At 34.1% G+C, this 12,267-nt stretch carries 9 protein-coding genes and 2 tRNA genes; 8 read left to right on the top strand and 3 right to left on the bottom strand.

The window, feature by feature from the left end:
- Positions 1-11: 11 nt before the first annotated feature.
- The 4 genes from pal to DK858_RS15265 all read left to right on the top strand — a co-directional run bounded on the left by pal (position 12) and on the right by DK858_RS15265 (position 1,623).
- Positions 12-506 carry a peptidoglycan-associated lipoprotein Pal gene (gene pal / locus DK858_RS15280; protein ID WP_072070586.1) on the top strand — a complete coding sequence of 165 codons (495 nt, stop codon included), beginning with the start codon at positions 12-14 and terminating at the stop codon, positions 504-506.
- Between the two features lie 9 nt (positions 507-515).
- Positions 516-1,286 carry a cell division protein CpoB gene (gene cpoB, locus DK858_RS15275; RefSeq protein WP_109398133.1) on the top strand — a complete coding sequence of 257 codons (771 nt, stop codon included), beginning with the start codon at positions 516-518 and terminating at the stop codon, positions 1,284-1,286.
- Between the two features lie 154 nt (positions 1,287-1,440).
- A tRNA-Lys gene (locus tag DK858_RS15270) sits at positions 1,441-1,516 on the top strand.
- Positions 1,517-1,547: 31 nt separating this feature from the next.
- Positions 1,548-1,623, top strand: a tRNA-Lys gene (locus DK858_RS15265).
- 173 nt (positions 1,624-1,796) lie between these two features.
- On the opposite strand, the gene DK858_RS15260 is transcribed toward DK858_RS15265, so the two are convergent.
- Positions 1,797-2,681 (bottom strand): aminoglycoside 6-adenylyltransferase, encoded by an 885-nt coding sequence (locus DK858_RS15260; protein ID WP_109398132.1) that lies wholly within the window; start codon positions 2,679-2,681, stop codon positions 1,797-1,799.
- 253 nt (positions 2,682-2,934) lie between these two features.
- Here DK858_RS15260 and pnuC point away from each other — a divergent pair, with 253 nt between their 5' ends.
- Positions 2,935-3,663 carry a nicotinamide riboside transporter PnuC gene (gene pnuC, locus DK858_RS15255; protein WP_109398131.1) on the top strand — a complete coding sequence of 243 codons (729 nt, stop codon included), beginning with the start codon at positions 2,935-2,937 and terminating at the stop codon, positions 3,661-3,663.
- A 243-nt stretch (positions 3,664-3,906) separates the two neighbouring features.
- Entirely contained in the window at positions 3,907-4,965 is a 1,059-nt protein-coding gene (gene aroG, locus DK858_RS15250; protein ID WP_109398130.1) for a 3-deoxy-7-phosphoheptulonate synthase AroG, read from the top strand.
- 73 nt (positions 4,966-5,038) lie between these two features.
- Here the strand turns inward: aroG and gpmA are convergent, their stop codons facing one another.
- Positions 5,039-5,791, bottom strand: coding sequence for a 2,3-diphosphoglycerate-dependent phosphoglycerate mutase (gene gpmA / locus DK858_RS15245; protein ID WP_109398129.1), 753 nt, complete (start codon positions 5,789-5,791; stop codon positions 5,039-5,041).
- 389 nt (positions 5,792-6,180) lie between these two features.
- Complete coding sequence (gene modF / locus DK858_RS15240) at positions 6,181-7,647, bottom strand: molybdate ABC transporter ATP-binding protein ModF (RefSeq protein ID WP_109398128.1); 1,467 nt, start codon at positions 7,645-7,647, stop codon at positions 6,181-6,183.
- A 198-nt stretch (positions 7,648-7,845) separates the two neighbouring features.
- On the opposite strand from modF, the gene DK858_RS15235 reads away from it, so the two are divergent.
- Both DK858_RS15235 and DK858_RS18385 read left to right on the top strand, forming a co-directional pair.
- Positions 7,846-9,390: a ShlB/FhaC/HecB family hemolysin secretion/activation protein gene (locus DK858_RS15235; RefSeq protein WP_109398127.1), complete on the top strand. Its 1,545-nt coding sequence runs from the start codon at positions 7,846-7,848 to the stop codon at positions 9,388-9,390.
- A gap of 15 nt (positions 9,391-9,405) precedes the next feature.
- Positions 9,406-11,052 (top strand): filamentous hemagglutinin N-terminal domain-containing protein, encoded by a 1,647-nt coding sequence (locus DK858_RS18385; protein ID WP_228407340.1) that lies wholly within the window; start codon positions 9,406-9,408, stop codon positions 11,050-11,052.
- Positions 11,053-12,267 lie beyond the last annotated feature (1,215 nt).

Genomic DNA, 12,267 nt, shown 5'->3' with positions numbered 1-12,267 from the left:
AACAAATAGAGATGCAATTAAACAAAGTGTTTAAAGGGTTGATGTTAGCATTACCACTCGTTGCTGTTGCAGCATGTAGCTCAAACAAAAACGAAGATCAAACTGATACAAACAATGTACCAGTTGTTGAACAAGGTCCTACTGCTGAAGAATTAGCACGTCAGCAATTAGAACAACTGAAACAACAAAACATCGTTTACTTCGGTTTTGACAAATATGACATTAGCTCAGACTACGCTAACCTGTTAGATGCACACGCTGCATTCCTGCGTGCTAATCCTTCAGTACGTATCACTGTAGAAGGTCATGCTGACGAACGCGGTACTCCAGAATACAACATCGCTCTGGGCGAACGTCGTGCTAACGCTGTGAAAATGTACCTACAAGGTAAAGGCGTATCAGCTGATCAACTGTCAATCGTTTCTTACGGTAAAGAAAAACCAGCTGTACTGGGTCATGACGAAGCCGCTTATGCGAAAAACCGTCGTGCAGTACTGGATTACTAAGAGAACGGCATGAACAACAGTAACTTCAGACCTTTCTTGATGAGTCTGTTGTTACTGGTTGGCGTAGCGGCTCCTGTAGCCGCTATTGCCCAAGCGCCAATCAGTAATATCGGTTCAGGTTCGACCGATGAACGACTCGCCCAACTTGAGCGTTTTTCAAATGCTCACAGCCAGCTTTTGACTCAATTACAGCAACAACTCGCTGATTCTCAGCGTGATATTGATATGTTACGTGGTCAAATTCAGGAAAATCAATACCAGTTAAATCAAGTTGTTGAACGCCAACGTAACATCTATCAACAATTAGATAGCCTTGGTGGTGGAGCTTCTTCAACATCTACAGAAGCCACTCAACCTGATAATACTGCTTCTTCAACACCTTCTGCGGCAACTAATGCAGGGCAAGGTGATGAGAAGGCCGATTATAATGCAGCAATTGATATCGTATTGAATTCTAAAGATTACGATAAGGCAATTGTTGAACTAAACAACTTTATCAATAATTATCCGAAGTCTAGCTATCAATCAAATGCACAATTTTGGTTGGGTCAGATGTATTACTTAAAAGGTAATAAGGATCAGGCTGCAAGCACCTTTGCTATTGTTGTTAAAAACTATCCAAAATCTCAAAAAGCAAGTGAAGCCTTTTATAAAATTGGTTTAATTATGCAAGAGAAAGGGCAAAAGGATAATGCTAAAGCTGTTTACCAACAAGTGATTAAGCAATATCCAAATAGCGCTGGCGCTAAATTAGCGCAAAAGCAGCTAGGAACACTCTAATTATTGACCCCGTAATGTAAAACGTTGCATTTTCGGGGTTAAATGATTGTTTTTTCAACGGTTGAATGTTTTTTTGAAAAAAAACGTTGCACAAAAACATTAAATCAGTATTATTACCCGCCGTTGCCACAGAGAATGTGGCGAGTTCGAAAAAGGGTCGTTAGCTCAGTCGGTAGAGCAGTTGACTTTTAATCAATTGGTCGGGCGTTCGAATCGCCCACGACCCACCATTTTCGAATACCAATCCGTTTTTATTGAAATGGGTCGTTAGCTCAGTCGGTAGAGCAGTTGACTTTTAATCAATTGGTCGGGCGTTCGAATCGCCCACGACCCACCATTTCAAATCCTTCCTTGTTTTCATTACCGTTTTGATAGCCAACCAGATTATTAATTATTTTCCCTTCATTTTCTTTTGATAAATAACATCATCTAGCTATTTAGCTCAGTAACTAAGACAGTTTTCTCAAAATTGAAAAAACTATCTCGCTTTGATTAAAAATGATATTTAAGTCAGTAATGGCAAATAATAGATGACGTGATTTGGGTGTATTCATTTTCAGTCAAAAATTCATTATCAATTAACCAATTACTGACAAGTTCTTGGGTTTTAATGGCTGTATCGATAGGATGGTTTAACCGTTTTGAAGCATCAAAGAAAAATGCCATCATGGCAGAAAGGGCCGCGGCTGATTCATAAGGTGTACTCATTGCCAAGGTGCTTTCTAATGAACGCAATGAATAAAACTTAGGTAGCCACTCTTTCAGATTTCTACCTTGATACCACACATCTTGTGTTGATGTTTGTAAGGCTAGTTGCTCAAGTAATGTTATCAGCCATTCACGCATATCATTTATACGATAATTGGCGGACCAAAATTCATGGCGCAGAATGGCTACAGCGACTTGTGTCGCCTCAAACCAGAATTCTTGAGCATTGTTATACGCCTGCTCTTTTGAAAGCGTAGGAGGCGTTATAGTGCTAATTTCAGGAAGCCCGTCACATAAACCTGTTTTATCGAGTAATATTTGATATCCACGTTGGTAAACTGGGCTAAGTCCTTCAGTTTTCATGTTAAAAACACGCTCAGGCTCTGCCATCATAATGTCCATTTTGCGACCTTGAGCTAAAATATGTAAATAAATAGGCCAAAGTTTACCTCTAGGATCTTCACACTCTAATTGTAAGTTAACTAAGCTATCACCAAATTGTGATAACCAATGTTGGTTTTTTGCGAGTTCAGTCGCACCATAACCGATAAGCTCTATATCAATATCAGAATAACTGTCTATCTTTTTATTACGTCCTAATGATCCCGTTAGCACTACGGCTTCAATTCTTGGATCAAGGAGGGCAAAAGATAGCATACGATCGATTAAACGTGTTGTTGGCTCCATATTTCTCTCTAATAAGTAAAATATAATAAAGTTATTTGTCGTTTTTATTGTTTAAAAAGTAGAATTAGAATAATTTGTTTAATATATAAAACATTTGTTTGTTATTTTTATAAATCAGAAACATAATGTTTAATATTGAAAACTAAGTACCATTATAAATATGAATTTATAATATATCTTTACTACTTTGCAAAGATGTCGCAATAACCCATATTTTCTTTGTTTTTTCTATGATTAAGTCGGGGTTGTAAAAATGGATGTGATGAATTGGTTTAGTATCAATAATATTTTAGTCAATATTCCACTCGGAGAAGGTGGATATCCACTTTCATGGATTGAAGCAGTTGGCACCATCGCAGGACTATTGTGTATTTGGCTTGCCAGTCAGGAAAAAATTATTAACTATTTGTTTGGACTGATTAATGTCACTTTATTTGCCATTATATTTTTTCAAATTCAGCTGTATGCAAGCTTATTACTTCAAATTTTCTTCTTTGCCGCCAATATTTATGGATGGTATGCATGGAGCAGAGTGAATGATTTTGAGCAGGCTGAATTGAAAATACGTTGGTTAAAATCAAGCCATCGTCTTTTTTTAATCGTTGTTTCGATAGCGGCTATTGTAGCTCTTACTTTCAATATTGATATGGTATTTGGTTATTTAGCTGTTGTTGCTGTTGATATATTAAATGTCTTTGGTGCAAATTTAGCTACACCAGTTCTTGAACCTGATGCTTACCCATTCTGGGACTCGACAATGACGGTTCTTTCTATTGTCGCGATGATCTTAATGACACGGAAATTAGTTGAAAACTGGCTTATTTGGTCTGTTATTAATGTGATTAGTATTGTTATATTCTACAAACAAGGTGTTTATGCAATGTCTGTTGAATATATTATTTTACTGGCTATCGCTATTAATGGTTCTCGTTTGTGGATCAAAGCAGCAAAACACTCTAGCAGAAATAATTATCTCTCCTAATAAAAAAGGCTGGCAGAGTTATCTTTCTCTCCAGCCTTAATACTCATCGTTTTTATTCTTATTCCTAACGCAATTTCGAATCATTATTTTGCTTAAGTGCGCTATTTCCCTTTATATTGAAATTTTTAGAGAGATGACCGTAGGCGCTTTAGGTTGAAAGGGTGTTTACAGATAGAAAATGAATGGTTAGATTGGAAAAGCAATAATAACATTGACTAGATAACATAGAGTGGATACACGGGAATGAATTATCAAAATGATGACCTTAAAATAACACAAATTAATGAACTCTTACCGCCAGTTGCTTTATTGGAAAAGTTTCCAGCAACTGATAATGCGGCTTTTACAGTTCGTCATGCCCGTGAAGCTATTCATCAAATCCTCGCTGGAAAAGATGATCGTCTATTAGTGGTAATTGGACCGTGCTCCATTCATGATCCGAAAGCTGCGCTGGAGTATGCACAACGTTTAAGCCTTATTAGAGAAGAGCTGAAAGATAAACTCGAAATTGTCATGCGTGTTTATTTTGAAAAACCTCGTACTACTGTAGGTTGGAAAGGCCTAATTAACGATCCTCATATGGATCATACTTTTGATATTAATGAAGGTTTACGTATTGCTCGTAATCTTTTATTAACAATTAATGATAGTGGCTTGCCAACTGCTGGCGAGTTTTTAGATATGATAACGCCTCAATATGTTGCTGATTTAATGAGTTGGGGGGCTATTGGTGCTCGTACCACAGAATCTCAAGTACACCGTGAGCTTTCATCGGGTTTATCTTGTCCTGTTGGTTTTAAAAATGGTACAGACGGCACCATTAAAGTAGCTATTGATGCAATCAATGCTGCAGGATCGCCACACTGCTTTCTTTCAGTGACTAAATGGGGACACTCTGCGATAGTGCGCACAGCGGGAAATAAGGATTGTCATATTATTTTGCGTGGTGGCAAAGAGCCAAATTACAGCGCTGAACATGTCGCAGTGGTAAAAGAAGGGCTTAAAAAAGCCGGTTTACCACAAAATGTCATGGTAGATTTTAGTCACGCTAATAGTTGCAAGAAATTTGAGAAACAAATGGAAGTTGGTGCTGATATTTGCCAACAAATTAGCTCAGGTGAAAAAGCATTAATCGGTGTGATGATTGAAAGCCATTTAGTGGAAGGTAGTCAGTCATTAGAAAGCGGTGAGCCTTTGGTTTACGGTAAGAGTATCACTGATGCTTGTATTGGTTGGGATGATACTGAAACGCTGTTGCGTCAATTAGCAGATGCGGTTATAACTCGTCGTAGTAAAGCGTAATAGTTAAATTTAGAGTATAAAAAATGCCACTTTTACGTGGCATTTTTTTATGTAACTCAAAATAAAAGTAAAATTATTTTGCTTTACCTTGGTTAGCAACAGCGGCTGCTTTTGCTGCGATTTCGTCAGCATTACCTAAGTAGTAACGTTTGATTGGTTTCATGTTTTCATCAAATTCGTAAACTAAAGGTACAGCTGTTGGGATGTTCAGCTCAAGAATTTCATCTTCGCTCATGTTGTCTAGGTATTTAACCAGAGCACGCAGTGAGTTACCGTGAGCGGCGATAATAACTTTCTCACCAGAAGCAACACGTGGTTTAATCACTTCTTCCCAGTATGGTGTTACACGGTCGATAGTCAGTGCTAGGCTTTCAGTTAATGGCAGTTCTGCCTCAGTTAAAGAAGCATAACGAGGATCTTTACCTGGGAAACGCTCATCATCTTTAGTTAATTCTGGTGGTGTGATCGCAAAACCACGACGCCATTGTTTAACTTGCTCGTCACCGTATTTTTCAGCAGTTTCAGCTTTGTTTAAGCCTTGCAGAGCACCGTAATGACGTTCGTTTAATTTCCAGCTTTTTTCAACTGGCAGCCATTGTTGATCAACTTGATCAAGAATGTTCCACAGGGTGTGAATTGCGCGTTTCAGAACAGAAGTATATGCATAGTCAAAAACAAAACCTTCAGCTTTCAGCAGTTTACCTGCTTCTTGCGCTTCATTACGGCCTTTTTCGGACAACTCAACGTCAGTCCAGCCTGTAAAACGGTTTTCTTTGTTCCATACACTTTCACCGTGTCGAACTAGCACAAGCTTAGTTACTGCCATAGTTTAGACTCCTATAATTACTTTCTTAATATAAGTTTAAAATTAGCACTTCAATCATTATATGGATCATCGACAAGAACGCCAAACATAAGTGACAAAACAAGAGGGATTAAGTCAAAAATGTCGTTTGTTCGATGAATTATTGCACAGTTATCACACCTTTTGCTTAATCGTTCAAGCTATTAATCTAGCGGGATCGGCGTAAAAAAACAAAATATCCGTTTTGTATGAAAAATAGACGAAAATAACGTCTATAAAAGCGACACATTTTTTATTTATTATTGTTCAAATAATAAGCAAAAAATTGTCGATTTAAATAAAAATTCAGGCCTAAGTTTAGCGTTAATTTCTAAAATCATTGCCCTAATTATGACAGTAAAAAACCATATTTAACAAATTTCTTGCTGATAACGATAAATTTCGCCGTCTTTAATAAAAGTCAATCGATGAGTAATACATAATGGTGCGTCTTCTTGATGGTGACTCACAAAGAGAAGCTGTGTATTACTATGACTTATCATGATGTCAATAAAACGCTGCACTAAGAGTCGATTCGTTGTGTCTAATCCTTGCAGTGGTTCATCAAGAATAAGCAAAGTAGGGTGCTTAACCAACGCTCTAACAATTAGCACTAAGCGTTGTTGTCCCCATGATAAAGCATGAAATGGACTATTGGCATGGTTTGTTAAACCAATCAATGTTAACCATTCATCAGCGAGTTTAAGCTGTTTATCTGTAATAGCCTGATAAATACCAATTGAGTCATGAAAACCTGAAATAATGACATTTTTTACACTTGAAGAGACGCGATAGCTTTGGTGTAAGGCATTACTGACATAACCGATATGGCGTTTAATTTCCCATATCGTTTCGCCACTTCCTCTTTTACGGCCAAATAATGTTAAGTCATTACTATAGCCTTGAGGGTGATCGCCAGTAATTAAGCTTAATAATGTCGATTTTCCTGCGCCATTAGGACCTAAGATTTGCCAATGTTGGTGAGGTTTGACTTCCCAAGTTAAATGATGAAGCACAGGTTTGTCGTTATAGCTCACTACTCCATCTTTTAGCATGATAGGGGAAAGCGTTAGTGGTAATTGAGGAATAGCATTAGATGGATCTTGTTCTGGCAGTGTGAGATTTTCAAGGGTTTCACTGTGAGATAATTGCCCTATTACCGAATCAGATAAAATCTGTTCTTTTTTACCGTTGGCGACCAATTCGCAGTTAATCAGTAGACCTGCATACTGAATAAAATCAGGAATATCATTAAAACGATTTAAAATTAGGATGATAGTCAGATTTTGTTGATGTAATAGAGTGAGTAGTTCATTTAGTGCGCGACGAGAATCAATATCTAGGCCATCAAAAGGTTCATCTAAGATTAATAGATCAGGTTTATTCATTAAAAGCTGGATAAGTAATATTTTCCGAGATTCACCTGTGGATAGATATTTAAACCGTCTTGATAGCAAATATTCAACACCAAATTGTTTGGCTAATAAAAAACATCGGTCATCATCTTTTACCTGCATTTGAATAACTTGAGCCACGGTCAAGCCAGTATCTTCTTCACCTTCACTGAGTAAATCTGTGTTATTGCGACGCCACTCTTCTTCAATCATTTTTTGTAATTTTTCAAAAGAGAGACTAATTGGATGAGAAAATGTATTGATAAACTCACCTGATAGCAAAAGACCTTCTTGGCATAGTGCATTTGATAATGCTGTTTTACCACTGCCATTACTGCCCACAAATGCCCAACTGTCACCTTCATTAATCGTTAAGTCATTAATTTGCAAACAGAGTGTATCGCTTAATCGAAATTGTGTTTTTTTGAGTTGCAAGTATTTCATTATTATTATCCGTCGCTTTTTCGAGCAAATAGAGTACTTACCAATATCGAGTTAATTAAACATTGTCAATATCTGTTGAATTATTCTTAATTAAAAAATAAGCATCTATTAAAAAATATGCGTCTATTAAAAAATGATAACCATTAAGTTAGATAGCTTATGTAATGATATAAAAAATAATTCAAGGATGATTTTTATATGCATAAATTTAAAAATAAAATGATTAACTGGTTATTATTTTTTTTATTAATATCAGTAAATAAAATGAGTTTTTCTGATGTTAATAAAAATAATTGCTTTATAATTAATAAAATAAAAATAGAAGACGCTAGTTTGTTAAGTAGTAAAAAACAAAATCAATTAACATCAAAATATTTACATCAATGTTTAGCAGTAAATGATATACAGAGTATCGTTAACACTATAACAAATGAATATATTAAAAACGGTTATATCACTTCACGGGCGCTTATTTCTCATCAAGATCGCTCTAATAATAAACTTACAATTAAAGTCATAGAAGGAAAAATAAAAGATATTTTTATTGATAATATATCTTCTCAATTAATCAATATTATCTTTCCATCGTATAAAGAAAAAACACTTAATTTACGTGATTTAGAGCATGGGCTTGAACAACTTAATCGATTAACAACATCACAATATACATTAGATATAAAACCAAGTAATAGTGTGGGGTATTCTTCTATTTTTATTGTTCAAAAAAATAAAAGATCGCCATTTAAAAATCAATTAACCGTTGATAACTCAGGTACCAAAACAACAGGTGAAATTCTATTAGCTAATACTACAACTGTTGATTCATTATTTGGATTAGGCGAACAATGGGGGTTTTCACTAAGTTCAAATACAGATTTATCTCGTTCGCACTATTCTCGTTCTTATTCTGTAAGTGTGAATATTCCTTATGGGTACTGGTTTTATCAGTATCAATTATCTCATAGTCAATCCTCATATCCTTTTCAAAGCTATAAGGCTCAATATAGTTATAAAAACAAAAATAGAGATCAACAATTTGATATTAGCCGTTTAGTCTATCGTGATAATAAACAACGTATAACCCTAAAGGGAACGTTAAAAAATAAAAAAGCAAAAACAAAATTAGGACAACAAGCACTACGAATAAATAGCCCCACATTAACTTCTTTATCATTTAGCCCTCAATATAGCTTAACTATAGAACGAGGATATTTAACGATTTATCCAATGGTAGAAATGGGGCTTTCTTTTTTTGGTGCATCATCTGATTATATTGCTGAAAACTCACCTCGTAGTCATTATCGAAAACTAAGCATAAATTTAAGCTATCAACATTTATTTCTTAACAAATTTGTCTATATTACGTCATTTTATGGGCAATATACGCCAGATAATCTTTATAGTATAGAAAGAGTTGCAATTGATGGAATAAAGGCAACTCGTGGATATAAAGAAACAAAACTGAATGCGAATAGTGGATTTTATTGGCGTAATGAAATAAACACACCACAAATAAAATGTTTTTTAGGTAATGTTAATTTTATTTTTGCACTTGATTATGGCGTTGCTCATTCAGATAAATATGAAACAAAGAAAAATAAAATAATAGGAAGCGCAATAGGTGCTTCTTTTGATCACTCTATTTTTTCCTCTCAGATATTAATTAATAAGCCTATGTTTTATCCCACATCATTAAAACCTGAACATTGGTCTTTATTTTGGTCTATTTCTTTTGCTATTTAAAATTTGGAGGTTTTTATGCACGAAAAGGATATCTCTCGAAAACAGCGCTTAATTAGCTATAGTATTATTTATTTAACCGCTATTTATCCATTACATCCTGCTTGGAGTTCTGTAATTACTCCATCCGATAAAACAATAAAAATAAGTCAGCAAAATACTATTCCTATTATTAATATTGCCACACCTAATAATACTGGTATTTCTCATAATCAATTCCATTCTTTTAATGTAGGTAAACAAGGTGTTGTACTTAATAATGCAACAACTTCGGTTAATACACAATTAGCTAAACAAGTGAATGCCAATGCCAATTTAAAAGGTAATGCAGCGCATTTAATTATTAATGAAGTGGTAGGAAATGGACGTTCACAGTTATTAGGAAAATTAGAAGTTGCAGGTGAACAGGCGAAAGTGGTTATTGCAAATCCGAATGGTATTACGTGTGATGGCTGTTCGTTTATTAATACCCCTGCAATTACGCTTACGACAGGAAGATCTCAATTTAGCCCTCAAGGTGCCTATTCAGCAATAGAAGTGAAAAAAGGCAGTGTTGTTATTGGTAAACAAGGTATGAATACCGAGTTGCAAAATTATGCTGACATTATTAGCCGTAGTATTGAGTTAAACGGGAAAATAAATGCTAAAAACCTTTCTTTAATGCAAGGAAATAACCGTATTGATTTTGAAAAAGGAACAGTAAATAACCTTATTGGAGAAGACATAAAGCCAACAATCTCTATTGATACGAAAGTACTGGGGGGAATGTATGCCAATCAAATACGCCTAGTCAGCACAGAAAAGGGAGTCGGTGTTAATTTAAGTCATATTCAGACAACTCAAAATAGTGTGAATTTAACGGTTGATGGAAAAATTACCTTTAATGGCAATATTCAATCTGAACAAGATATTAATGTTAGCAGTAAAGAATTACAAATTAATAGTAATGCAAAGTTAAAAGCAAAAAGGGATATTACGTTAGCATCTAATACACTAACTAATCATAGTGAAATTATCTCAGAAAAAGATATGCGTTTATTTGCAGATAAACTCACTAATAAAGGCAAAAAAGCACTTATTCAAGCAAAAGATAATTTATGGATACAAAAAAATGCACAGGGTGATCCTAGTAGTTTAATTGAAAATCAATCAGCAACAATAAAAACAGAAAAGGGTGATTTGATTATTAGAACAAAGAAGTTGGTTAATGAATCTATTACTCCTTTATTTAAAGAGATAAAACAAGAGCCTGATTCTAAAAAATTTTACAGTGTGAGAAATCAATTTATTCCACCTTATCCTAGTAGCAGTTTTTCCCATGGTAATTATGAAGCATATATTATTGCTTATATACCTGAATTAATAGATGAGAGAAGAAAAAAATGGTTTGGGGTGGCAAATTTAAATGATGATTATGGTATAAATAGTGAGAGGAAAAAAGTAGATTTAATTTCAAGTTATGTTGGTTCTAAAATTATCTCTGGTAATAATTTATATGTTCAATCCAATAGTATCTCAAATCATCAATCATCTATTTTAGCAAATAATAATTCTATTTTAACTGGTAAGGATGCTTATTTTTTAGATTATTCAATAGGTCAATTAGATAAATGGGTAATATATAAAAATAGTGCTATTACTTCCAGAAGTAAATCCACTATTTGAGATCCCTAACAATCAGGTTGAGAAATCAAATTATAGAAAAGAATATATATATACCATATGTTTCCACTGATAATCATAGTTATAATTTTAAATTTGAAAACAAAAATGAATATATTAGAGCGAAAGGTAATTTAGTTTTAGATTTTAAAAACTCTATAAATATAGAAACTAAAGTATCATTTCAATATTCTAAGATTAAAAAAATAACAAATAAATTACACTCAGGGTATAATTTTTTAGCTAGTAGTATACTGCTTAATTCTAGTTCTATTAATATATCTTCAAATATAAATTCAAATAATGATTTATCTATTATTTCTAGTGGAGATCTTATAGTAAAAGATTCACATCTCTCATCTAAAAAATCATTAAGCTTAATTTCAAATAAAAATATAGAACTTAACCAAGTAGATTTAACAGCAAAAGATAGTGTTGTTCTTGCTAAGAATGGAAAAATTGATTATACATTAAATCCTATTTCTGCATTTAATGAAAATAACGTTTTAACTCCACCGGTTATTAATGTCTCTGATTCTGTTTTATTTCAATCTGGACAAGGTATAACTTTTAATAATATTGAGATTAATAATGCTAATTCTTTAAGTGTGATTGCACATGGTGATATAAAAATTCAGAGAGATGAATCAGCACTTTTTAAAATATTACCGTATTTTCATTTATATACTCAAGAACCTGCATTAGCAAAAACGGAAAGCTGGAAAACGCGAGGTGATATTACTTTCACTTCCGGTAAAGATATTATTAGTCAAGGAATAAAATATAACAGTAATAAAGCCATAACCTTTAATGTCGGACAGGATATTTTTCTTTCCTCTAAATCAATCAAAGAAGCCAATACTTTCTTTAGTGATGTTCATTATCCTCAATTACAGTCTAAGTTATTTTCAAACAATAACCTTATTTTAAATGCCGCTCGTGATATTGATTTAAGTTCAACAGTATTAAATTCAAAAGATAAAGTCATTGTATTAGCAGGTAGAAATATAAAGCTGGGTGCAAACGCTTATTCTGCTATCAAAGATCCCCATGAAGATGCTCAAGATATTCAGTATGCCACAGCAACGATAACTGGCAATAAAGGCATTTCTATTGCGTCATCAGGTACATTAATCACAGAAGGAAGTTCGTTTAAATCAGAGGGTGATGTCACTATTTCAAGTGGTGGCAATATTCAATTGGGATCAGTAAGAACGC

The sequence above is a fragment of the Proteus faecis genome (assembly GCF_003144395.1).
GTDB lineage: Bacteria > Pseudomonadota > Gammaproteobacteria > Enterobacterales > Enterobacteriaceae > Proteus > Proteus faecis.
This window is presented reverse-complemented; position numbering and strand designations above follow the sequence as displayed.

What these genes read in the sequence shown, in the direction of transcription:
- pal (WP_072070586.1), top strand. Translation starts at nt 12, where the DNA reads ATGCAATTAAACAAAGTGTTTAAAGGGTTGATGTTAGCATTACCACTC.
- cpoB (WP_109398133.1), top strand. Translation starts at nt 516, where the DNA reads ATGAACAACAGTAACTTCAGACCTTTCTTGATGAGTCTGTTGTTACTG.
- DK858_RS15260 (WP_109398132.1), bottom strand. Translation starts at nt 2,681, where the DNA reads ATGGAGCCAACAACACGTTTAATCGATCGTATGCTATCTTTTGCCCTC.
- pnuC (WP_109398131.1), top strand. Translation starts at nt 2,935, where the DNA reads ATGGATGTGATGAATTGGTTTAGTATCAATAATATTTTAGTCAATATT.
- aroG (WP_109398130.1), top strand. Translation starts at nt 3,907, where the DNA reads ATGAATTATCAAAATGATGACCTTAAAATAACACAAATTAATGAACTC.
- gpmA (WP_109398129.1), bottom strand. Translation starts at nt 5,791, where the DNA reads ATGGCAGTAACTAAGCTTGTGCTAGTTCGACACGGTGAAAGTGTATGG.
- modF (WP_109398128.1), bottom strand. Translation starts at nt 7,647, where the DNA reads ATGAAATACTTGCAACTCAAAAAAACACAATTTCGATTAAGCGATACA.
- DK858_RS15235 (WP_109398127.1), top strand. Translation starts at nt 7,846, where the DNA reads ATGCATAAATTTAAAAATAAAATGATTAACTGGTTATTATTTTTTTTA.
- DK858_RS18385 (WP_228407340.1), top strand. Translation starts at nt 9,406, where the DNA reads ATGCACGAAAAGGATATCTCTCGAAAACAGCGCTTAATTAGCTATAGT.